This is a genomic window from Streptomyces sp. ISL-99 (assembly GCF_018614005.1).
GTDB lineage: Bacteria > Actinomycetota > Actinomycetes > Streptomycetales > Streptomycetaceae > Streptomyces > Streptomyces flavidovirens.
In genome coordinates this window covers 56641-77609 of sequence record NZ_JAGGPC010000007.1, presented here as the reverse complement: position 1 = coordinate 77609, position 20969 = coordinate 56641, and the positions used below count along the sequence as shown (strand labels likewise).

Here is a 20969-nt window from a genome sequence, read left to right as displayed (position 1 = left end):
CCTGGGTGGGCTCGTATTTGTGTGGTTCTTCTGCGGGTTTCTGTGGCAGCCGCTCCCCTGCCGCCCATGGCCGCGTTCGTGCAGGTCAGGGGCGGCACAGGGTTATTTCTGTGATTCTGTGGTTTCTGTGGCGGGGGTCAGACGGTGGGTTCGCTCAGCTGCGGGTGGATGAGGTAGCGCGGGGACGGTGGCCGGCCACGTCCCCCGGAGCGGTGAACGGGCTGTGCTCGGATGTATCCGTGGTCTTCCAGCAGGTTCAGCGCCGGGTCGAGATCCGCCACGGTGGGGAACTCCGAGCGGGAGAGCTTGACCATGACTTCGCGTTTGCTGATCTCGGTCCACTCGTTGGCGCGCAGCAGCTCGTAGACGATGCGGGCGCGGTTGGCGGTGTGGTCGGCGCCCATGAGGTCGAAGACCGCGAGAGCGTGGCCGGTGAAGTAGTCCGAGAGCGTCACCGCGGCGCGCATGGTGTCGGCAGTGATGGGCTGGGTGTGGCCGTTCTCGGGGTGCGTGGCCAGGTGGAGCAGCCCGGCAAGGCGGCAGGTCGCACCCCCCAGCTTCGCGGCCCAGTTTCCGATGTGCCCGAGGTCGCCGCCGCGCTTGCGCAGCCGTGGTTCCTGCCGCTTCTCGTAGGCGACCAGCACATCGTTCGCCTCGGGTGAGAGCTGAAGAACCGCCGGGTCTGTCCAGTCCGCGAGGGACATGGTCAGCGCGATGACGCGTTCCTCGTAGGTGTCGGCCACCTCGTCGGGGATGGTGTCGGGCAGGATCTTGCGATGCCCCACGAGAGAGGTGGGCAGCGAGTACAGGAACCGGGCCAACAGGCCCCGGTCCCCTGCTCCTTTGATGCGGCCGATGTCCTCCAGGACGGACGGCTGCACCGTCAGGCCCATGGTCAGTGCGGGGGCTTCGATGAACTCTTCACGTCCCCGGCGGTCCACGCGCAGCCGGTCGCCTGCCTGGCCCCGGAGGAAGACCTCCATGTTGGGGGTTCCGGAGTAGCGTCCCGCGATGATGTCGAAGATGCCGCCCTCAGCGCTCATCACGGCCAGCCTGCCGCCCTGTTCGGCCAGCAGTGAAGCAATAACCTCCGGCGTCGCGTCATCGGCCAGCAGACGGGGCTTAGCGGGCACGGTGAGAGATTCGGCGGTCTGCGCGAGGCTGATGGCCTCGGCCACGAGCTGATCGCGCTTGTCGGCGTCCGCGCGGGCCGCTTTGGCGGCTGCGCTCTCCGCGACCTCCTTGGCGAGCTTCGCCGTGATTTCGGCCTCGATGATCGTGCTGGCCGAAGCGGCGGCCAGCAGCGCTTCCGACTTGTAGAGCGGGTTGGTCATCAGGGAGAACACGGCCGACTTCCGGTTGCCCGGCGGCAGCGCGACGACCACGAACGCGTTCGTGGGTTCACGCCAGCGGCCCCGGACGTGGACCACGGCGCGGCCCCCGGCAGCGGTCGACAGCACCGCGAGCGCGAGTGAGGCAGCCATGTCCACCGGCGTCTGTGTCTCCTCCGCGACCGCCCGGACGAAGTCCCCGAGCCAGGCCGGGAAGACCTCGGTGGGGAAGGCGGGGAGTTCGCGCCGCGCGGTGAGCGGGATCGGCTCTTCCCACGGGGCTGCGGCTGCCTGGTGTGCGTCCAGGGCTTCGAATCCGGCCCACAGTTCCGAGCTGTCCACGGGCTGTGTGCTCATGCTGCACTCGCCTCCAGTGCGCCGCCGCGGACGAGTCCGGAGCGGATCGCGGTGCGGCATTCTCCGGCGGGCAGGCCGGTGGACTGCCCGGCGCTCATGAGTTCGCCGGTGACGGCGGCCTCGGTGAGATCGCCGTTGCGGATCATCCGGGCGAGAGCGTAGGCGGCAAAGTACACAGCACGATTACGACCGCCCTGGCGGGCGGACAGCACCTTTTCCAGCTCCCCGCGCAGCGCTGCGGTGCTGTAGGAGGTGGCATTGCGCATCCGGGCGGACAGCTCGGCCAGCGGCATCGGGGCCGGTGCGGGCTGCGGGGTGAGCAGGTCACCAAGCCACGCAGGGAGGGGGGCCGGGGGCGCGTCGTGAATGATCTCGTACGGAGCTCCGCCCACGATGCTGCCGGCCGCAACCACGTACCCGCCCCAGGCCCGGGTGTCGACCTTCCACCCCAACGCGTCCGCCGTGCTGCGTAGCCGCTTTTCGGCAGGTGCGGTGAAGTACAGGTGTTGTCCGCCACGGCGGGTGCGCACCGAAAAGGTCTCGGTCGGTAGCCGCTCGCCAGCGCGCTCGCACAGCGCGGCGAACACGTCCAGGCCATCGGCCATGCCCGCCCATTGGGGCGGTGCGGTGTCGGTGTCGTCCTTGGGGATGTCGAGGTCTACGACCACGAGGTTGGCGGGGCCGGTGGCGATGCCGACGTTGTAGGGGGCCGCCTGCCAGCACTGAGTGATGTGCTCGGCGTCGAGGGTGGCGCGCTGCTCCGGGGTGCGGTGACCGTCCGCGCACCGACCGGTGCGGGGGCAGTTGCGTTCGGGGTGTCCGGCGGGCCGCTTGTCGCCGGGGCGCAGGGGGAAGACGGGCCAGCCGCGCTCAGCGGCGGCCAGGGCGGCGCACAGCAGCGCCGGGGCGAGGGTTGGTGTCATGCTGGGGGTCTCCTGTTTCTGCGAAGGGACGGAGAACCGGGGCGGTCGCGGTCTTTGGCGAGAGGCGACCGCCCCGGGCGGATTCAGTCTTCGATTTCGCCGCTGTAGCCGATGGGCGACAGCGCGCTGTGGGCCCGGTTGAGGGCATCGGCGAGCATGTCCGCGCAGCGGGAGGCTTCGGCCAGCGCGGTCTTGGCCTTGCTCACGTGGTCTGCCACCAGGCCGTAGTCAGCGGTGAGGGTGCCGTCGAGGTGCAGGCGGGTGAGAAAGCCGCTGGTCTGCTCGAAGGACTGCGGCAGGTTTTGCGCCATCCTCTTGAACGCGGCGACGCTGGAGTACGCCTGCCCGGGGTAGTGCAGGCTGCCCGAGCGTGAGCATGCGTTGGACAGGGTGGCGTGGTTGAACTTGCGGACCGCTTCCGCGGCGGTGTCCGCGTTGCCCTCCGGCTTACGGGTTGCGGCCACGTCAGTGCTCCTTGGCGATGTCGGCAGCAGGCAGTTCCGGCAGCCCTGCGTTGGCCAGGGCGGCAGGGTCGAAGCCGGGCAGGGCTGCGCGGGTGATGAGTGCGGTGGCGAGCTGTTCGGCGTAGGCGGCACCGGTGCGGGCGACCTCGATCTGTGCTCCGGCGCGCAGGGCTTCCACGCGTTCGACGTGTGCGTGGGTTTCGTGCCGCTCGGTGGTGTGCCGGTGGTGGGCGATCGTGTCGCGGCGGTCGGTGCGCCAGTAGCGGGCTGCGAGTCCGTAGGCGACGGCGGTGGCCAGTGCCCACAGCAGCAGCGGCAATGAGATGCCGTCCGCGTATCCGGCGACTCCGGCCAGAGCGAGCCCGCCCGAGACAGCGAACGCGGTTCCGGCGATGACGGGGTCCCCGGCGTGACCGGCCGAAGCGAAAGCGCCGGCCGTCGCGGCCCCGGTGGCGAGCACGACCATCAACGCGGCGTTGCCGACGCTGTGTTCGGCGCCGTTGGTGTTCCAGATCCTGCCGAGGGTGAGCACGGTGGAGGTGGCGATGGCAGGCGCAGCTTTGGGCGCGGCGATGGCGAGCCAGTGCCGGGCGATGATCGGTTCGTTCATGGCCAGCTCCTCTACAGGTTGCCGATGGCGTTGACGACGGCGGTGGTGAGGTCGTTCATCGGCTGGGAGGCGCCGGTGGAGGCGAGGTAGAAGCCGAACATGACGGCGATGAACGCGGAGCCGTAGCTGAGGCTCTTGGAGCGGAGCAGGAAGAACAGGACGAGTCCGAACAGGGCGACGAGCGAGACGGTGATGGCCATCGGGGTTATCCCTTCGGGGCAGGCTTGAAGGCGGGCTTCTTGGCGGGGGTGTCGGTGCCGTCGCGGTAGAGGCGCAGCCACAGGTTGTAGAGGTGGCGTCCGACGCGTATGCGCTTGCCGTGGCCCTTGCAGCGGCGGCACGGCTTGCCGCGCTTGAGGCGGCCCTTGCGGTCGCTCTTCATCGCGAAGCCGAAGCCGCGGCACTTGCGGCAGTTGCCGAACGGGCTGCCCGCACACAGACTCGCGTAACCGAGAGTGACGATGAGCAGGCAGACGCTAGCAAGGAGGATGAGGGTCATGGGGTGCCTTCCAGGCGGGGTTTCCGGCGTTTTCGCAGGTGGGATGCTAGGTGCGAGATCGCTGATAGGGGCCGGTTTGGGCTGCTAGTAGGGGTGCTAGACCTAGCAGCGGTGGCTGCTAGGTCTAGCACCGGTGCGCGTCAGCCTTCGGACCGCTTTCCGTCACGCACGGTGATGACTGCGGTGACGTCGGCTCGGGCGATGCCCCGGCGGGTGGTGCCCTTGCCCTTGTCGGTGGAGCCCCATACGTCCTGCGCGGTGACGCCGTGCGGCTTGAGGTTCGAGGTGACCGTCTCGGCCTTCCAGCCGCCGTAGACCTCCGGGCGCAGCGTGGCCAGGCGCGCGGCAACCTTCTCGTTCCACACCTTGTCCTCATCGGCCGGCACGACCCTGAGGATGTCGGCCAGCAGATCGAAGGCGGCCTCACCGCTCTCCGGTTCCTGCCCGATGGCGTGGCCGGTGACGTTGCCGTACTCCTCGCGCATCTTGCGGGCCCGCACGACGACCTGTTCGGCCCCGAGCGCATCCACGAACGCGGACGCGACGATGCGCGGATCATCGCCCTCACCGGCCATCCAGCAGATACCGCGGTCGGTGCGGGAGAACATCGTGGCCCGGTATCCGGCCTTGTACATCGACGTGCCCAGCACCATGTCGTTGGCGGGCTGGCCCATGACCTTCAGGCAGAACCGCAGCACCGCGTTCGCTGAGATGCCGGTGGGCAGCGACTTCGCGTCGGGGCGCTGGGTGCCGAACAAGGTCACCATGCCCAGGGCCGGACCGCGTTTGCCCAGGTCGGTGGCGATCTCTTCGATTTCCTTGCCGTACTTCTCGTGCTCGAAGGGGACCTGGCACTCATCGAATCCGGCGACGATCGGGTGCAGGCCAAGGGACTTGTCGTTGGCCAGTGCGGGCGTGACCTTCGACTCCGGGCAGCGCGAGCGCGGCAGGGACTTGATGACCTTCGCCCGCCTGCGCAGCTCCGCCCGCAGCTCCCGCAGCGATTCCAGGACGTACAGGATGTCCTCATCCTCGTCACCGGCCCGGTAGCGGTGGCAGACCGGTTCCAGGGCGCCGAAGTCGCCGGTGCCCTTGAAGTCGAACGCGTACAGCTCCGCACGCGGGTCCAAAGCGGCGATGAGCAGGAACAGACGCATCAGGAACGTCTTGCCCATGCGCGGGATGGAGCCGACGACGACCGAGGCGAACATCAGGGTCACGGCCACGTCGCCCATGCGCTGGTCGTTGCCGAACACGACCGGCTTGAACAGGTCCACTTGCCCGGACTTCAGCAGCGGCCAGGCGGGCTTGGTCGTCTCGTTCATGGGCTTGTCGCCCACCCACAGGATCAGCCGTCCCTCGTGCTCCGTCGGATCGGCTGAGGGCCACACACAGCCGACCTTGCGGCGCAGCCCGGACGCCAGCGGCTTACGGGCCTCCATGATGTCCTCCGGGGTGACACCCCACGGAAGATCCAGGTCAGCGCGGTAGCCGGGGCCATCGCGGGTGATCTCGGAGGTGAAGCGCATCCCGTTCATGTCACCGCCCTTTTTGATGGCGGCCGTCAGCCTCGGGTTGCCGATGTTGTCCAGCGCGCGCAGCACGATTGCGCCGGTGAGCTTCTGGATCTCGGTCTTGAGCACCGCGGGCCCGATGACGGGCTGGCCTTTCGGAGCACCCCAGAAACCGGCGACCAGCACCGCAGCCGACGCCAGCACCGCGAGCCAGCCCGGGGCCATGACGTACATGGTCAGCGCGAACCCCGTACCGAAGATCAGGCCCACCGTCGTGACCAGCACCCGCAGCCGCACACGGCTGTCCCGCTGACGCGACAGCTTCAGGTACTCGGCGGTGTTCTCCTTGTAGACCTCGTAGGCACGCAGCGGGGCAGCCTCGGCGTCCCACATCCACCGGTTGGTGTCGCGCACCATGCGGGCCGCGCCGCGCGGGGCGTTCAGCCCGAGCTGCAGCGCGTACCAGGGGGTACGGATGCCGTGGAAGACGGTGGAGTAGAACGCGTTGCTGGCCGCGCGCTGAGTGGTGGAGACGAACCCCGGCTTGGACGTCAGCCAACTCGGCAGGATCGGCAGCCGCTTGTAGTTCGTGATGCCCGGGGCGGGGAGGTCAGGTGAGTCGACCGGCCGCAGTCGGGGCGACTCGTCTTCGTCGTCGTCCGCTTCGGCCGGCGCGGCGGGAACGGGCGCTTCGGCCGGTTCCGGGGCGGGGGTGGCGGCAGCGGGTCGTTTGGTGGTGATGTCGAAGACCTCGGCGTCAGGACGCTCGGGCTCTTCGCTCTGGCCAGTGACGGTGTTCTCAGACACGGTGGGTCTGCTCCCTCTTGTCGAGTGGGGTTGGAAGGGGCCCGGACGACGCTTTGGCAGGCGAGCCGTCCGGGCCCCGCTGAGCGGGAGTTGTGTGAGGTCAGGCAGCGAGCCGGGGTGCGTCCGCGCAGGGCACGCACATGCCGAGCGAGGCCGGGATGCGGTATCCGGCATCGGTGCGGCACTCGGGGCAGACACGGCGGGCGGCGTTCGCCTTGGCGAGTGCCGCCCATTTGGCCGGTGTCATCGGCCGGACCGGCTTGGCCAGGTCGATGCGGTACAGGTAGGCGACGCGGATCGGGTTCGTGCCCTTGCGCCAGTAGCGGCGCGAGTACCACAGGACCTGAGCGGCGATGTCCTGCCCGCCAGGCCTCAGCTCGTGTGAGCGAAGCTGACGGCGGGTCACCAACCCGTCCGGTGCCATCCGCCACGGAAACGTAGGCACTCCGTAGCGGGCGCCGGTGGGGTCGTAGAAGCGGCTGCTGCCCATTACGCGGCCGTCGCCTCGGCACCGTCATCCGGTACGGCGCGCTCCGCCCTGAGCGCGTCCCGCAGCGTGCGGCCGTTGGCCGACGACGTACGGACCGCCTTACGGATCGCCTCGGCCGTCAGCTCACCATCCGACCAGTCGGCCGTGACCGACCGCGCCTCGGCAAGGAGTTCGTCCGGGGTGCGGGTCGGTCGGGGCGTGCGAGCCGACTGCGGTACCCGACCGGTCGCCCGACGCGGAGCCGACTCCACAGCAGCTACCGCTTTCACCGGAGCCGACTCCGTGGCCTCCACCGGCTCGACTGCCGAAGCGGACTCAACCGCCTGAACCGGCTCGATCACCGGTACCGGATCGGCCAACTCAGGGGCCGGAAGTGCGGCCACCGCAGCCGGTGCCTCGGTGGCCGACTCGTGCAGGTCAGACCCCAACCGATTTGTTGTGGACTGATCTGATTCATCCTGATCTGCGACCGGGGCCGGTCGGTGGTGCAGCACCTTCGCCACGAGGTCCGAGCCGAAGAAAATCGACCCGACCGGCAGTGAGGTGGCCAGCAGCACGAGGACCCAGTTGGCGGGGTCCCAGTCGGCCAACTGCATCCGCTCGCCCCCGCCGTGCAGTGCGGGAACCAGCCCGTGCACGTAGTTGAGAACCAGGGACGCGGCCGTGTAACCGGCCAGCACCCGCAGCGCGAACGCCTTGTCCTTGCCGGTGAGCACGAGGGTGGCGACCAGCGCCAGGGCCATCAGGCCATCGACCACGAACGGGTACAGCAGCGCGGCCGTTCCGTCCGCGCCGACCGTCCGGGCCACGTCCCGCTGCGCGTTCCACGAGACACGGAAGGCCATGCCGACCACACCGACCAGAGCAGCGACCAGCAAGGTTTTGGCGAAGCGGTTCATGCCGCTGCCCCCGTTCCGCCAGTCGCGCCACGGCGGCCCTCGCGACGGCCGTTGACCGTCCGGAACTCCGGGACCGATCCGAGCGCCGGGGCGATGGCATAGCCCCCGCCCTCCTGCTTGATGCTGTACATCTGCTCATCCGCCCGGCGCAGCAGAGCGGACAGATCAGCGGTACCAGCCCGCCAGTACCGGGCCGCGCCGATCGACGCGTACACGTCGATGTCCTGGCCCTCGAACTCCACCGGCTGCTCCAACCGGTCCAGCAGGTCAGCCAGCTTGGAATGCAGGTTGTCCGTCACGGTGGCTGTGTTTCCGTCCACGGGAGTGATGGCGGCGAACTCATCCCCGCCCAGGCGCCCCGCGATTCCGGCGTTGTCCTCGGTCCACTCCCCGAAGCGCTGCCCGGTAGCCCGGATCACAGCGTCCCCAGCAGCGTGGCCGAAGGTGTCGTTGATCTGCTTGAACCAGTTGAGGTCTACGACGTATACGGCCCGCTGCTGGCCTTCGGCCAGGCTCTTGCAGGCCCGCTCCTCGAACGGGTCACGCGTCCACAGGCCGGTCAGCGGGTCACGGCGGGCCGCTTCGATCCGGCGCCGCATCCGCAGACTGTGGATGGACCAGCCGGACGCGAGCGGAAGGGCTGCGGCCAGGGCCGCAAGGGTCTGGCTCATGCCGCTTCCTCCGTCCCAGCCGAACGGCCGGCGGAACGGGCGGCGCGCAGGAACGGCACGGTGCGGGTGAGCGCGTCGGCGTACAGCGCGTCCCACGCGGCGACCTCGTCACCGCCCTCACCCTGCGCGGCCAGGTCCGCGATGACCTCACGGGCCACGTCCAGACGGGCCGCGCGCTCCTCGGGCGACTCCGGGGTGAGCGGACCCCGGAACAGGTCGCGGTCGATACCGAGGGGCAGGGTGTCGAAGCCGAGCGCCAGCTCTTCGAACTCGGTCGCGTTCAGAGCCTGGTGGTTACCGATGTACGTACGCATGTGGATCTCTCCTGAAGAGCGAAGGGAGCCGGGGCGGCCTCGGTCTTTGGCGAGAGGCGACCGCCCCGGCGGGAGGCGGTTCAGACGGTGGTGATGATGAGCGCGGCGACCAGCAGCCACAGGTAGTGGAAGGACTGGTCAAGGGCGTAGGCGCCGGTGCCGAGGTGGGCTGCGGGCTTACCTTCGGCCGTGACCGGATGTGCGGGGTGGGCCGGGGTGCCGAGTCCGTAGAACTCGGTCTTGCCGGTGACCTTGGCCAGCCACGCGAGGGTGCTGCGGCGATCCGCCCACCAGTGCGTCACCGCGTCCAGTCCCAGACCGGTCACCAGACCAAGCACGGACAGGTGCAGGCCCAGCACAGCGGCCACAGGCAGCAGCAGCGCGAGCTTGGTGGCGGTGAGTGTGGCGACGTGGCGTGCGTCGGCCAGGCGGCCCGTCCAACCGGGCTTGCCCTTGGTGGCCGACTGATGCGAGGTCTGAACCCAGTGGTCACCCACGCTGTGAGCGACGTACAGGGCGATGAAGACAGCGGCGAAGGTTGCGGCATCCATCTACAGGACTCCTTGGCGTGAAGGGAACGCGGACGACCGGGGCGGCCTCGGTCTTTGGCGAGAGGCGGCCACCCCGGCGGGAAGGAACGTCTGTGGTCAGCGGGTGCGGACGTCGCCGCTGACGCTGTGGGCGCTGACGCGCAGGCCGTGCCCGCCGCTGACGCTCACGTCGCCGGAGACGGTGTTGGCGCACAGGGCGCCGGACGCCTTGAGCGTGGCGTGTACCTTCACGTCGCCCGAGGTGGTGTTCAGCTCGGCGTTGCTGCCGCTGTACAGGTCCACGGCGATGTCACCGGAGACCGAGCGGGCCACCATCTGCTCAGCCACACGCCAGACCGTCACATCGCCGGACGTGGTTGACGCGTTCACGGTCCGGGCCCCGTCAACCTGCAAGTCGCCGGAAGTGGAGCGGAACTCCATACGGTCCACGTCGCCATCCACGACGGCATCGGCGGATGTGGAGACCACCGCGAGTGAGGAGTTGGCCGGCAGAGCGACCCTGGCCTCAATCGGGCTGACCGTGGTCATCGTGCTCGCGCCACCGCCGCTGATGACACGGCCGTTGACGATGGTGACGCCGGTGACCGATCCGTAGACCGTTCCCATGCTCTGCGTGACCCGGTTGTCCCGGACGCTCTGCATCATCACGTTGCCGGGGATCTCGGGGACCTCCACCGCGACGGCCTGGCCGTTCTCGGTGATGCGGGCCGCGTTGACCGCGTCAGCGGCCGGACCCGACGTGTCGGCGGTCCGCAGCGTCACGCGGGCACTGGTGAGGCTGTCGATGACCTGCACGTGGACGCTGCCCATGGGCAGGCCCAGCCCCAGGACGACGGGGCCGTTGGAGCTGGAAACGAAGGTGCGCTCAGTCATTGCGGAACTCCTTGATGCGCGAAGGGAGGAAGCCGGGGCGGTCGCGGTCTTGGCGAGAGACGACCGCCCGGCAGGAACGTGCTGAGCGAGCCGTGCGCCCCAGAAGTCCGGGCCACGGCGACCGCTCGTCGAAGACGAGTGGTCATTGCTGCTGACGCCTCCACAGGGGAGCCATCAGCAGCCAAAATCACTCGTTCTTGGCACTCTGTTCAGTTCTCAAGGAACGACCGCTCCCAGCCCGTTGGCGTGCGACAACGTCGCCTTCCCGGTTCTTCCGGCTGGTGCAGGTACTGCGGTTTCGTGCGGCTCCGCCGGTTCAGACGGGCACTGTCGCGATGAGGAACATGTATTACGTGTTCCTCATCATGCAGAGAGAGATTCGCTCCGTCAAGCCCTTCGGCTGTTCGGTTCTGCGAGTCCCTCGCTGTCGATGTGCTTACAGCTTGGCCTCAGCGGCGAAGACGATCGACCCCGTACGTGTACAGCCCTTGGACGACTTCGCTACGGTGAAGTCGTCCCAAGTCGTCCCAGCCGGGGGAGAGCACGACATGGCCAACGAGAGGCTGCGAGGCGCGATCGTCGAGAGCGGCATGACGCTCGATCAAGTGGGCGCGCGTTTGGGGGTGTCGGCCAAGACGGTTGAGCGCTGGATCGGTGATCCGAAGCGCAAGCCCTACCGGCGCTTCCAGTACGCGGCTGCCTCGCTACTGCAATGTGAGGTGTCCTACCTGTGGCCCGAGGAGCGGACATCAGCCGAGGTCACCGAGGCTGGGAACGCTGAGCTGATCAAGCTGTATCCACACCGGTCCGTCGTGCCGAACCGGCTGTGGCCACAGCTCTACGCGCAAGCACGGGAGCGCTTCGACGTGCTCGTGTACTCGGGCTTCTGGCTCACTGAGGACCCTGCGTTCCACCGGGTCGTCAAGGAGAAGTCAGCGGCCGGCGTGCGCATCCGCTTCATGCTCGGAGCTCCGGACAGCCCTGCCGTGGCCGTGCGTGGCGAGGATGAGGGGATCGGACCGGCCATGGCCAGCAAGATTCGAAACGCCCTCATCAACTACAGCCCACTCTTCGGACTCCCCGGAGTCGAGTTCCGACTCCACAGCACCACGCTCTACAACTCGATCTACCGGGCCGATGACGAGATGCTGGCCAACGGCCATCTGTACGGGGTCGGGGCATACATGGCCCCGGTGCTGCACATTCAGCGCGTGCCAGGGGGCGAACTGTTCGATGCGTACGCTGAGAGCATCGAACGGGTCTGGGAGACAGCCAGGCCCATCACTTCACCCGCCGATTGCGGAGGTCTGCACGCGTGAGCCGAATCGACTATTTCCGCGACCCCAACGCGCCCAAGGCCAACTCCGTGGTGCCCTCGGTAACGGCAGTCGTCCGCGACGACGACGGACGGCTTCTGATCATCCACAAGACCGACAATGACCTGTGGGCACTCCCCGGGGGCGGCCACGACATCGGGGAGAGCATCGGTGACACGGTCGTGCGGGAGGTGGAGGAGGAGACGGGGATCACTGTCCAGATCGACAGCATCGTGGGGCTCTACACCAACCCTGAGCATGTCCTGGCGTACGACGACGGAGAGGTACGGCAGCAGTTCTCGATCTGCTTCCGCGCCCACCCAACCGGCGGTTCTCTGCGCACAAGCAGCGAGTCGAAAGAGGTCCGCTGGGTTGACCCAGCGGACCTCGATGACCTGAACATTCACCCGTCCATGCGGCTGCGCATCCAGCACGGCCTGGACGACTCGCGGCATGAGCCCTACATCGGCTGATCTCCCGCTGCCACCTTGGCCAGGCGGCCCTCAACCCGTTCCGCGGCTGCGTAGATCTCCGGCGCCGCACGTTGGATGAAGCGTCCGACGATCGTGTCGGGTCCGTACCGCTGCACAATCTCGTCAAGCCGATCGGCCGGCGTGGTGTGCGTCCCGTCCGGCGTCGTTGTCATGTCGCAGAAGAGCAACGCGTCAACGAGGTCGGGGCGCTCCAGCTCGAATTCGCTCTCCAGTTCCTGCCTGAGACCGCGCTCCTCAGCCTCCAAAAGGGCGCAGGAGTGATGGGCCACGAGTCGGACCACCCGCTCATCCGCCCCTTCCTGGTCTCGGAGGAACCGGGCCCCGTCCAGCGGGTGAAAGCCAGTGGTAGCGATGCTCGGCGAGTAACCAATGTCGTGCAACACGGCGGCTGCTTCCAGCAGCTCCGCATCGTCGCCAAGGATCGCCCCCAGGGAACGAGCGCGCTTGGCGACCCCGAGGGAGTGCGCCCACCGGCGAGGCAGCGGGTCGGACAGCAGCGATTCGGAGAGCGAGTACGCCCATTCATTCAGTCCCATGGCTGCCAAGGCTACGGCCGGACGGATGACGTCGGGAGAGCGCGTACGGTGCGCCCCTTGCCATGAACCGTGGCGAGCAAGCCGGTTCCCTCCATCTGGGCAAGCGCGCGGCGCACCGCCGTACGAGATACACCGAAGCGCTCGCAGAGCTTCGCTTCAGACGGATACGTATCGCCAACCGCCAGCGAGTCTTCAGCTATCGCATCAGTCATCCGTTCCAGCAGGGAACGCCGGTCGCCACCTCGGGCGATGCGCCAGCCGATCCCAGGCGCGGACTCAAGGGCGCCCTCGGCTTCGAGGACCTTGAGAGCGCGGCGGATGGTGTTGCGTGAGACCCCGTGCGAGCGCATGAGATCAGCCTCAGACGGCAGGGTGTCGCTGATCTCGCCCTCTTCGATCGCCTTCCGTAGTGCCTCCGAGATGACCAGGTAGGTTCCACGTGGACTGGCCTCCGACACTTCGGCTCCTCTCGCGTCTCTCTGCTGCTCGTCGTCAAGGATCCCATGGCCACCCAGCAGCGCGGCGCTGCACGTCGTGTTCAGAGGCACTCCGAGTGAGTGGCGAGTGAAAGTCTCGCCTACGTGATCTTGATGTAGCTTTCCCGCAGGTCAGACGCACAATGCTGCTCTACCTGATCATGCCCTCCGGAGCCGTGTGCGCAGGTTCGAATCCTGCCGGGGGCACAGAAGCCGCAGTGAACTGCGGAAACGTGCCTTGAGAAGCCGTTTGGCAGCCTTAGCCGAAGAGCTAGGCAAACTGCCAAGCGGCTTTCTTGTTGTCTAGAGACTGCCGACAGAGCGCAGATTGCCTTGCCCAGACTCCACCAGGAGCCAGGATGCCGAGCACTGCCACGACGGCCCGCAAGAGCCCGCTTCGAGCCGTCGCTACTCCCCCTGTCACCACCGCCGCGCCGGTCGCTGCGCGCCCCGCTCGATCGAAGACGGCCGCCGCTGTTGCACAGCGGGAATCGATGATCGAAGAGTTCGCCGACGTGCTGCGAGCGAAGACCAACAGGAACGGTCGCCCGTACGCTCCGCGCACCATCGGCGCGTACAGGGATGCGGCCATTGCGCTGCACCACTGGATGACGAAAGAGCGCATCTACGACGGCTTCACTGGGTGCGACGTCGACACCCTCAACCGCTTCTTCCGCTGGTATCAGCGGACCCACGACCGGAAGCAGCATGAGAGCTTCACGGGTGGCACGAACACGAAGCAGCGTAATCTTCGCCACCTGTTCACCTGGCTTGCCGAGGAGTACGACCACCCGCACCCGTGGGACGACAAGAAGTTCCAGCGGTACAGCGCACCTCAGGACGCAACGCCGAAGACGTTGAGCGATGACTTCATCAAGGACGTGTTGAAGGTGACCGAAGGCGGTAGTCCCCGTGTCCGGGACTTCGAGCGCACCCGCGATCACGCCATGATTCGTGTGCTGACCGAGGGCGTACGCGCTGATGAGCTGCTGAGGCTGACCGTGGACAGCCTGCACCTCGAAGAGGGCGTTTTGCAGGTACCGCCGATCAAGGGCGCGCGTGCGGCTCGCGCCGGACGCATCGTGCCGTTGCAGCCGAAGACCGTGATCGCGCTCCGCCGTTACCTCCGCGCCCGCGAGGGGCACCGCCACGCCGGGGGCGGGTATCTGTGGCTCGGCACTCGGGGCCGTGGGCACCTGAAGTACAGCGGCCTGTATCGGATGCTCAACCGTCGCTCGGAGCAGGCCGGTTACGGCAAGGTGGCACCCCACATGCACCGCCACACCTGGACCCACGAAATGCTCGAAGCCGGGGTATCCGCCGAAAACGTGATGGAGGCGGGCGGCTGGAAGGATCGCAGCATGTTGCGCCGCTACGCCGCTGACATGGCCGCACAGCGTGCTGTCTCGGCCATTCACCAGCTCGGCGACCGACACTGACACCAGCAGCACGACAAGAGCCCCTGATGCCCGTCAGGGGCTCTTGTCGTTGTTGAGGCACCGGAGACGGCTCACAGCACTCGGCAAGATCCTTACCCGACTACGCGAATATTGGCGTTGCCGCATAGACGGGCGTGTCGGCCCCTCGTACCGTCGTAGTCACCGCCCCAACAGGGGCCAGACGCAAGGGGTTTCAGCATGGCGCGGGAGGAACTGACCCGACTCACCGGCAGTGGTAATGGGGAGTGCAATCAGAACGACTGTCCCAACATCTATCGAGACGAGACAGACGGCGGGATCGTCGTCCAGGGCGACATGTGCGAAGCGTTCCGGCCTCCGGCTGGTGAGGCACTGGTGAAGATCCCCGAGCATGTTCTGAGGGAGGCTGTCCGTGCTCTTGGATGGTGACGCGTGGCAGGCCAAGTTCCGGGACTTCCAGAACGAGGCATGGCGACTCGAAACCCTGCCCGCGTACAACGTGCCCCAGGAAGCGGAAGAGATCCGGGCCTATCTGGCAGGCGAACGAATCGATCCTCACACGCACTCGAACGAGTACACCGAAGATCTAAAACGGGTACGCCGCGAGGGCAAGAGCAAAGGGCGCGTGCACGTCGTCACTCGCCCCCTCTCCGACTATCTCCGCTATGAGTTCATGTACTACCTGCCGCATGTATGGGCAGGCGAGGACATTCGGATTATGGACGTGACCGACCGGAATAACCCGCTGGTCGGTGTCCAAGACTTCTGGATCTTCGACAAATCGGAAGTCGTCCTCATGAACTACGAAGCGGACGGAACGCAGATCAGCCGGGAAGTGTTCGAGGGCGACGTGACGCCCTACGTGGAATATCAGCGCATTGCGCTGGCTGAGTCGGTGCCTTTCGAAGAGTACGTGAAGGGCCTTGACGCTTAACCCGGAAGAGCTGGGCCAGTCGAAGCATGACCTAGCCGAGACACTGAAGACGCTTCGCAAGCGAGCCGGGATCACTCAGACCCGGCTCGCTCAGCGTTGCAACATGTCACAGACGAAGATCAGCAACATTGAAGGGGCGAAGCTAACGCCGAGTCTTGTTGACGTTGAACTGATCCTCAGAGCTTTGGATGCCCCGCCCGAGCTTGTCTCTCAAGTAGTGGCCCTAACGCGTACGGCGAACACAGAGTGGCAAGACGTGTGGTCGCAGCGCCGCACCGGCTTGGAGAAGAAACAGAATGAGCTAGCCGGCTTCGAGCGGGCTTCCACGGAGTTCAGGTATTTCTTGCTGTCCGTGGTGACTGGTCTACTTGCGACACCCGAATACGTGAGGGCGAGTCTTGCCCACATCCCCGGTGACCACAGTAAGGCGATTGCGAAGAAGCTAGAGCGACAGTCAGTTCTTTACGACACGTCAAAGCGCTTCACGTTCATCCTGACTGAGCAAGCCGCCAGGTGGCCGTTTCTTCCTGCATCAGCCATGGCCATGCAGATTGATCGACTAGTGTCGATTAGCCTCCTCCCAAACATTCGACTTGGAATCATCCCGCTGGGCGGCCATTTGCCAGTATGCCCGTTGAATACCTTCACCATCTACGACACACGGATAGCGACAGTAGAGACGTCGACCGGTGCAATGGTGTTCCGGGATCACCGGGATGTTTCGGCGTACCTAAATGAATTCAGCGCCTATGAGGGATACGCCTTGTTCGGGGATGAAGCCAGAGAACGACTGTCCGAATGGGCCAACCAGCTCCGCTCATGATCTTTACCCGACAACGCCAATAAACCGCCTAGCCGTGCGCCCCCCTTGGCACCATGTCCTGACAGACATGGAACTGAGGGGCGATCGATGCTTGAGTATGCGGCGCACGATGAATCCCGAACCGGACCGGTAGCCAGGAACCCCGGATTAGAACCGGTTGGCGTCGAAGGATGCATGACGTGCGCCGCGCTCTCCCAATCCCGTGCAGTGGCGCGTGAAGCGGGTGTAGCCGGAGCCGTGGCGAGTGCCAATCGGGAGATTGGCAACCACCCGCATAGTGCCGTAGGGGCGGGCCGGAGGCTGCCTATTGCGGCCGTGTGGGGGGTGGCTGTATGACCACGCCCCCAAAGTACCCCGGCGCTCCGGTTGAATTGCCGCTAGACGATTGGCTGTACGAAGCGAAGCCGCGCAACGGGTGCCCGCAGTGTGCGGACGCTCTCGCTGAATTGAACGCGGCGAAAAAGTCACGAAACGCTTCCGCGCGCTTCGATGCGGCCCGCAAGATCCGGCTATGCACGCACGGGGCCAGGCCGTGACCACGGCGCCGACCCGCCCGAAGAGGAAGCCTCGGGCGGGCCGTACGGGGTATGGGGCCAATGCCGACAGGCCGCCCACGGTCGTTGAATGGATGATCGAGAACGCCACCATTTGCGGTGCGTGCTTCGGCGATAAGGAAGTGTGGTGCCCCACCTGTGCGGGATTCGGCGGGTGCTCGACATGCGATGGCCGCGAGAAGGTTCGGTGTCCTCGGTGTGTGGGCGGAATGCTCGAAGGCTGGAAGTGGTGAGTCGATTCCTCGGCCGAATGGCGCCGTCAGCCTTCGTGTTCGCTACCTGGCTCGCATGCGGATTGATCATCACGCTTGCCGCGACCGGCAACCTATAGGGGGCAACAAAGCATGTCGGTACAAGAACTACTGAACCTTATAGCGCCGCGAAGCGGTCAAGTCGACCCCACATCATGCGTCCAATGTGCATCCCTGCGCAGGCGGGTAAAAGCGGCTACCCGCTCAGGGAAAGAGGCCGAGAGCATGAGAACCATTGAGGCGATGCGGACGCACAAGCAGTACGGGCACCCCGAAGACAATTTGCGGCTGTCCTCTGATCTTCCCAAAGACGCCCCCAGGTTGATCTAGGGGTGGACGTTTGGGATCGGTTCCCGCCCCGGTGGTGGAAACCCTGGACAGGTCGAGCGGCCGGGGCGGGTTGCACGACGGCGCGGGGACCGTATCCCCGCTGTTCGGCGAAGGGAATTGGCACCATGACCCAACGGCCCGAATTCGAGTTCGTCACGGCGGCGGCATGCCGTGACGCCCGTGTGGACAACTGCCCTGAGGTGGCACTGAACGTACCGGGGGTGGTGGCGTTGCGGGACAGTCAGCGACCGGACACCATCGTCACCATAACGCCCGCTGACTGGGCGACGCTCACTGCCGCGATCAAGGGCGGAGAGTTCGATCTGAGCGCCTGAGAGAAGGTCCCCGTGCGCAAGTGCCCCCAGTGCGCTGCTGAGTGCCTGACAGACCCCGAGAGCGGGTTGCCTTGGTGCCCGCAGTGCGGGACGCACTCGGGGCTGTCTGAGCCTGGCTGCCGGGGCTTGTGGTGGTGGCGTGACGCTGCCACCCGAGCGCCGACCAGGCAGCGCAAGCACTGAGCAAGGGACCATTCCCAATCGGCCCTGCCCGTGCGTCCCCCCGCGGGGCTTCTCTTTGTCTCCGTTGGAATCCCGCGCTTAGGACCGGAAAACAAGAATAGGCCCCCAGCCGGCGGGCTGGGGGCCTACGAATTGGGCTGCCGTGCGATTAGCTGGCAGCGGCCTTGACGATCTGCACCGAGGATGCCTCGGCAAGCGAGACACCAGCGATTCGAAGAGTCAGCTTGAAGCCGACCTGATCCTTATCGAAGCGAGCATCCTCACTGATTCGCACCGTGGCGTTACGGCGAACACCGACAACGATTCGGGAAGCGTCGGCGACGATCACAGTCTTAGCGGGCAGGAATGCACTCGGCAGGATCGGGAGACCCCACGCCGTGGACGCCGGAGCGTCAGTCGGAGAACCCCCCTGGTACACGCCGGAGCCAGCGGCCTTCTCCTTCCGGAGAGCCGCAGCCATATCGACAGAAGCCCACACCACAGACGGGGTGCCGTTCGTCGACTCGATACGAGCGACGGCATCGGCCAGGTCGTCATAAGTGACGGTTACCTTTCCAGCACCGAGGGTCGTCGAGGTTCCCTGAGAAAGGATTCCCTTGATCGGGTTCACTCCCGATCCGGTGAACGCATCATTGTCGAACTTCAGCGAAGCATCGCGAAGAAGGTTATCGGCGATCACTCTCCGCTGATCAACGGCCGAGTCCTCCAACACTTCGACGGAAGCCCACTGCACTTCGCCAATCTTCTTCGCGGTGAACTTGACCTCACCCCAAACCATCTGCCCCTCGGGAATGGTCTGCCCCTCGGCGACATAGTCAGCACCAGTGGAAGAGACGAGCTGCGGAACCGAGAAGGTGGCAGAGGTAAAGGGAATGACGCTACCCTCGGGCAGGCCCCGCAGGAAGGTCGACTTCGCCTTAAGCGCGTCGATGTACTTCCCGGAAATCTCCGTGGGTACCGTGTAACCGCCCTCCTGGGCGACGCCACCGGAGATGGCGCGGTACTCGCTGAGAGACGGGACAAGGGAACGCCATTCCTGGGCTCCCTCATCCGAGGCCGACCCACCGGACGGAATCGCCACCGCGCCAGCACGCGCAGCCAGAGAACGAACCTCGGACTCACGGTCGAGTCGCGACCGATCCTCTCGACTATCAGCCGCGCGCATCTCCATGTAATTCAGAGTCTCGGCAATAGACTTGCGAGTCTCCGGAGAATTTGATCCATGCGGACCATTGATCGCAGCGAGAATCTCAGTGCGCGCCATCCTCTCTTCCGCTGGAATCGAGTTGATGACGGCCGCAATCTGCCGATCAGTAAGGCCGCTATTGTCGGCCTCTGCGGACTCAAAAATCTTTCGAAGCTCAATCTTCATGAATGGTTCCTTCATGGTTCGGGCCGGAAGCGGCCATGAGAAAACCGCCCTGGCACCCGAATGGGTGGGCGGTTCAAAGTGAGGCGGTGATTACTCTCCTTCGGCCATGGCGGCACGAAGGTCTCTAATGTGCCTAAGCCATTCAGCTCGGGCCGTGGGATATCTAGACGAGTCAGCTCTACGCTGACATTCGTCGATTCGCTCTTTCAGTGCTGCTTGAAGATCTTCGGCGTTGACGATCAGGTGGAAGGAGTATCCGAAGTCATGAGGTTTGGGGCGCTCACTTTCCAGCGCCATGGGCCCTACGCTGCTTTTCCGCCTTCGCCACATAACGGAGCCTGCGCACCGCCATACGCGCCACCGACTTGCATCGAGCTTCGCAGTACCGCCGGGGACGCCCCGGCCCATAAGTGACGCTGAATTCCTTGAAACAAGCCCAGCACCGAAGCGTGACAGTGTCGTCCATGTTTTTCATTTCCATTGCTCGTTGGAGAGAGCCCGTGTTGCCCGGAAGACAGAAGGGATGCAGCCCCCATGGCCTTTGGAGCAAAACCATGGGGGCTGCTACCTCAGCAACACCGCCCGTGCCGCTCTCTCCGATCCCGCCCCGAAGGGAAAGGTTCGCATCACTACACTCCCCGTAGACCTGTTATCTGCACGATTCCCGCATCGGAACGATGTGTGGCGACGGTCACCGATGGGCCCGGAGTTTCGGTCCCACGACTTCGAGCTAACCCCCGCGCGTTCGCGTGAAGGGAAGGCGGCGGGTGCGGAGAAGGGACTCGGAATCCTTTCGGACTCCCCCCTCCCGTCGGTCGGGGTCTGCCTTGGCCGGTAGAGAAGCCCTGAGTGGCTTTCAGAACCACAAGCGAAGGGATCAAAAGGGGAGCGTTGGCGAAGTCCTAGATCGACCCACAGAGCGGCACATAGCCGCTCGCCGGCCTCGATTTCCGGAAGGCCGAGGAGAGCGCAACTGTTCTCTGTCGCTCCGACTCCCCGAGGGAGTCGTTCACTCTGCCTTGGCCGGTAGAGACTCCGAAGGCTTGCAAGCCGAAGGAGTGTGTTCTGTTAGCTCTTCGCTCTGCCCCGCAGGCTTCGAGCTTCAGCCTTGGCCGAGAGACAGGCCCCGATAGGGAGCCTGGCTGCCCGGTTCTTCCACCGGCCAGGGCATTAGCTACAAGCTTGCTTGTAGCTATACAGACCCGAAAGGGTCTGTAGTTACTAGTTCCTAGTTACGTCTCACAAACCCCGGAGTTGTGAGACAGTAAGGTGTAGCTGTGAGACAACAGAACCGCTGTTGTGAGACAGCGGCACTACTGGCCTATTTCAGAAACCCTACGTTTGTGAGACAGGACTTACACAGGAAGGTAGGGGTTGTTAGCCACCGCCGCCCGAACGGCGGCCTCGTAGTCCCCATACTCGGACTTCCAATACTGATCCCGCTCAGCGGGAGGCCAGAAGAACACCGCTTGAGCATCCGAGGAGAGGTCATGCCAAGTAATGGCATCGGCAGTCCTCTTCGGCGTAGGCTCCGTGTGCGGCCCTGGAATGGCCACAGGGCGCCTTTCGGGAGACCTGCCTTGCCTCGGTACCCGGTTCTTACGAGAGGCGGCCGAAGGCGCCTTCTCGGGCTTTTCTCCGGGA

General features: G+C 65.7%; 23 protein-coding genes. 7 read left to right on the top strand and 16 right to left on the bottom strand.

The features are described from left to right. Positions 1-137: 137 nt before the first annotated feature. From J7E91_RS04560 to J7E91_RS04500, 13 genes are all read right to left on the bottom strand, one after another. Positions 138-1688 carry a YfjI family protein gene (locus J7E91_RS04560; protein ID WP_214899307.1) on the bottom strand — a complete coding sequence of 517 codons (1551 nt, stop codon included), beginning with the start codon at positions 1686-1688 and terminating at the stop codon, positions 138-140. Then, positions 1685-2611 (bottom strand): bifunctional DNA primase/polymerase, encoded by a 927-nt coding sequence (locus J7E91_RS04555; RefSeq protein ID WP_214899306.1) that lies wholly within the window; start codon positions 2609-2611, stop codon positions 1685-1687. Before J7E91_RS04555 ends, J7E91_RS04560 begins: the two co-directional genes overlap by 4 nt. 83 nt (positions 2612-2694) lie before the next feature. Then, positions 2695-3075, bottom strand: a complete 381-nt coding sequence (locus tag J7E91_RS04550; RefSeq protein WP_214899305.1) for a hypothetical protein — start codon at positions 3073-3075, stop codon at positions 2695-2697. A gap of 1 nt (position 3076) precedes the next feature. Further along, positions 3077-3685 carry a hypothetical protein gene (locus J7E91_RS04545; protein WP_214899304.1) on the bottom strand — a complete coding sequence of 203 codons (609 nt, stop codon included), beginning with the start codon at positions 3683-3685 and terminating at the stop codon, positions 3077-3079. Between the two features lie 11 nt (positions 3686-3696). Next, entirely contained in the window at positions 3697-3885 is a 189-nt protein-coding gene (locus tag J7E91_RS04540) for a hypothetical protein (RefSeq protein ID WP_214899303.1), read from the bottom strand. 5 nt (positions 3886-3890) lie between these two features. Continuing rightward, positions 3891-4184 carry a hypothetical protein gene (locus J7E91_RS04535; protein WP_214899302.1) on the bottom strand — a complete coding sequence of 98 codons (294 nt, stop codon included), beginning with the start codon at positions 4182-4184 and terminating at the stop codon, positions 3891-3893. 140 nt (positions 4185-4324) lie between these two features. After that, positions 4325-6505 (bottom strand): cell division protein FtsK, encoded by a 2181-nt coding sequence (locus J7E91_RS04530; RefSeq protein WP_214899301.1) that lies wholly within the window; start codon positions 6503-6505, stop codon positions 4325-4327. Between the two features lie 100 nt (positions 6506-6605). Further along, positions 6606-6995, bottom strand: a complete 390-nt coding sequence (locus tag J7E91_RS04525) for an RRQRL motif-containing zinc-binding protein (protein ID WP_214899300.1) — start codon at positions 6993-6995, stop codon at positions 6606-6608. Next, positions 6995-7894 (bottom strand): DUF2637 domain-containing protein, encoded by a 900-nt coding sequence (locus J7E91_RS04520; protein WP_214899299.1) that lies wholly within the window; start codon positions 7892-7894, stop codon positions 6995-6997. Before J7E91_RS04520 ends, J7E91_RS04525 begins: the two co-directional genes overlap by 1 nt. Further along, positions 7891-8565 (bottom strand): GGDEF domain-containing protein, encoded by a 675-nt coding sequence (locus J7E91_RS04515; protein ID WP_214899298.1) that lies wholly within the window; start codon positions 8563-8565, stop codon positions 7891-7893. Before J7E91_RS04515 ends, J7E91_RS04520 begins: the two co-directional genes overlap by 4 nt. Beyond that, a complete protein-coding gene (locus tag J7E91_RS04510) occupies positions 8562-8879 on the bottom strand; it encodes a hypothetical protein (RefSeq protein WP_214899296.1) in 318 nt (105 codons plus the stop codon). The genes J7E91_RS04515 and J7E91_RS04510 overlap by 4 nt, the downstream gene beginning before the upstream one ends. Positions 8880-8959: 80 nt before the next feature. Beyond that, positions 8960-9430 (bottom strand): DUF3307 domain-containing protein, encoded by a 471-nt coding sequence (locus tag J7E91_RS04505; protein ID WP_214899294.1) that lies wholly within the window; start codon positions 9428-9430, stop codon positions 8960-8962. A 96-nt stretch (positions 9431-9526) separates the two neighbouring features. Beyond that, positions 9527-10303, bottom strand: a complete 777-nt coding sequence (locus J7E91_RS04500; RefSeq protein WP_214899292.1) for a DUF4097 family beta strand repeat-containing protein — start codon at positions 10301-10303, stop codon at positions 9527-9529. A 548-nt stretch (positions 10304-10851) separates the two neighbouring features. Between J7E91_RS04500 and J7E91_RS04495 the strand changes: the two genes are divergently transcribed. Both J7E91_RS04495 and J7E91_RS04490 read left to right on the top strand, forming a co-directional pair. Next, on the top strand, positions 10852-11622 hold the full coding sequence (locus tag J7E91_RS04495) for an XRE family transcriptional regulator (RefSeq protein ID WP_028797982.1): 771 nt from the start codon (positions 10852-10854) through the stop codon (positions 11620-11622). Then, a complete protein-coding gene (locus J7E91_RS04490; protein ID WP_214899290.1) occupies positions 11619-12092 on the top strand; it encodes an NUDIX hydrolase in 474 nt (157 codons plus the stop codon). The genes J7E91_RS04495 and J7E91_RS04490 overlap by 4 nt, the downstream gene beginning before the upstream one ends. On the opposite strand, the gene J7E91_RS04485 is transcribed toward J7E91_RS04490, so the two are convergent. After that, positions 12080-12649, bottom strand: coding sequence for an HD domain-containing protein (locus J7E91_RS04485; protein ID WP_214899288.1), 570 nt, complete (start codon positions 12647-12649; stop codon positions 12080-12082). The two genes, J7E91_RS04490 and J7E91_RS04485, sit on opposite strands and share 13 nt — an antisense overlap. Before the next feature lie 11 nt (positions 12650-12660). Next, a complete protein-coding gene (locus J7E91_RS04480; RefSeq protein ID WP_214899286.1) occupies positions 12661-13107 on the bottom strand; it encodes a winged helix-turn-helix domain-containing protein in 447 nt (148 codons plus the stop codon). Positions 13108-13484: 377 nt separating this feature from the next. On the opposite strand from J7E91_RS04480, the gene J7E91_RS04475 reads away from it, so the two are divergent. The 5 genes from J7E91_RS04475 (at position 13485) to J7E91_RS04460 (ending at position 17770) form a co-directional block, all read left to right on the top strand. Then, positions 13485-14564 carry a site-specific integrase gene (locus J7E91_RS04475; protein WP_251015178.1) on the top strand — a complete coding sequence of 360 codons (1080 nt, stop codon included), beginning with the start codon at positions 13485-13487 and terminating at the stop codon, positions 14562-14564. Between the two features lie 198 nt (positions 14565-14762). Next, positions 14763-14972 carry a hypothetical protein gene (locus J7E91_RS35680; protein ID WP_251015177.1) on the top strand — a complete coding sequence of 70 codons (210 nt, stop codon included), beginning with the start codon at positions 14763-14765 and terminating at the stop codon, positions 14970-14972. Further along, positions 14956-15477, top strand: a complete 522-nt coding sequence (locus J7E91_RS04470) for a DUF6879 family protein (RefSeq protein WP_214899284.1) — start codon at positions 14956-14958, stop codon at positions 15475-15477. The genes J7E91_RS35680 and J7E91_RS04470 overlap by 17 nt, the downstream gene beginning before the upstream one ends. Next, positions 15467-16300, top strand: coding sequence for a helix-turn-helix transcriptional regulator (locus tag J7E91_RS04465; protein ID WP_214899281.1), 834 nt, complete (start codon positions 15467-15469; stop codon positions 16298-16300). Before J7E91_RS04470 ends, J7E91_RS04465 begins: the two co-directional genes overlap by 11 nt. 1260 nt (positions 16301-17560) lie before the next feature. Continuing rightward, positions 17561-17770 carry a DUF397 domain-containing protein gene (locus J7E91_RS04460; protein ID WP_214899278.1) on the top strand — a complete coding sequence of 70 codons (210 nt, stop codon included), beginning with the start codon at positions 17561-17563 and terminating at the stop codon, positions 17768-17770. A gap of 331 nt (positions 17771-18101) precedes the next feature. Here the strand turns inward: J7E91_RS04460 and J7E91_RS04455 are convergent, their stop codons facing one another. Further along, positions 18102-19325, bottom strand: coding sequence for a phage major capsid protein (locus tag J7E91_RS04455; protein ID WP_214899276.1), 1224 nt, complete (start codon positions 19323-19325; stop codon positions 18102-18104). Between the last annotated feature and the right edge of the window lie 1644 nt (positions 19326-20969).

Excerpts from the sequence above, each read along its gene's own strand:
- J7E91_RS04560 (WP_214899307.1), bottom strand. The coding sequence starts at position 1,688 with ATGAGCACACAGCCCGTGGACAGCTCGGAACTGTGGGCCGGATTCGAA.
- J7E91_RS04555 (WP_214899306.1), bottom strand. The coding sequence starts at position 2,611 with ATGACACCAACCCTCGCCCCGGCGCTGCTGTGCGCCGCCCTGGCCGCC.
- J7E91_RS04545 (WP_214899304.1), bottom strand. The coding sequence starts at position 3,685 with ATGAACGAACCGATCATCGCCCGGCACTGGCTCGCCATCGCCGCGCCC.
- J7E91_RS04540 (WP_214899303.1), bottom strand. The coding sequence starts at position 3,885 with ATGGCCATCACCGTCTCGCTCGTCGCCCTGTTCGGACTCGTCCTGTTC.
- J7E91_RS04535 (WP_214899302.1), bottom strand. The coding sequence starts at position 4,184 with ATGACCCTCATCCTCCTTGCTAGCGTCTGCCTGCTCATCGTCACTCTC.
- J7E91_RS04525 (WP_214899300.1), bottom strand. The coding sequence starts at position 6,995 with ATGGGCAGCAGCCGCTTCTACGACCCCACCGGCGCCCGCTACGGAGTG.
- J7E91_RS04520 (WP_214899299.1), bottom strand. The coding sequence starts at position 7,894 with ATGAACCGCTTCGCCAAAACCTTGCTGGTCGCTGCTCTGGTCGGTGTG.
- J7E91_RS04515 (WP_214899298.1), bottom strand. The coding sequence starts at position 8,565 with ATGAGCCAGACCCTTGCGGCCCTGGCCGCAGCCCTTCCGCTCGCGTCC.
- J7E91_RS04510 (WP_214899296.1), bottom strand. The coding sequence starts at position 8,879 with ATGCGTACGTACATCGGTAACCACCAGGCTCTGAACGCGACCGAGTTC.
- J7E91_RS04505 (WP_214899294.1), bottom strand. The coding sequence starts at position 9,430 with ATGGATGCCGCAACCTTCGCCGCTGTCTTCATCGCCCTGTACGTCGCT.
- J7E91_RS04500 (WP_214899292.1), bottom strand. The coding sequence starts at position 10,303 with ATGACTGAGCGCACCTTCGTTTCCAGCTCCAACGGCCCCGTCGTCCTG.
- J7E91_RS04495 (WP_028797982.1), top strand. The coding sequence starts at position 10,852 with ATGGCCAACGAGAGGCTGCGAGGCGCGATCGTCGAGAGCGGCATGACG.
- J7E91_RS04485 (WP_214899288.1), bottom strand. The coding sequence starts at position 12,649 with ATGGGACTGAATGAATGGGCGTACTCGCTCTCCGAATCGCTGCTGTCC.
- J7E91_RS04475 (WP_251015178.1), top strand. The coding sequence starts at position 13,485 with ATGCCGAGCACTGCCACGACGGCCCGCAAGAGCCCGCTTCGAGCCGTC.
- J7E91_RS35680 (WP_251015177.1), top strand. The coding sequence starts at position 14,763 with ATGGCGCGGGAGGAACTGACCCGACTCACCGGCAGTGGTAATGGGGAG.
- J7E91_RS04460 (WP_214899278.1), top strand. The coding sequence starts at position 17,561 with ATGACCCAACGGCCCGAATTCGAGTTCGTCACGGCGGCGGCATGCCGT.
- J7E91_RS04455 (WP_214899276.1), bottom strand. The coding sequence starts at position 19,325 with ATGAAGATTGAGCTTCGAAAGATTTTTGAGTCCGCAGAGGCCGACAAT.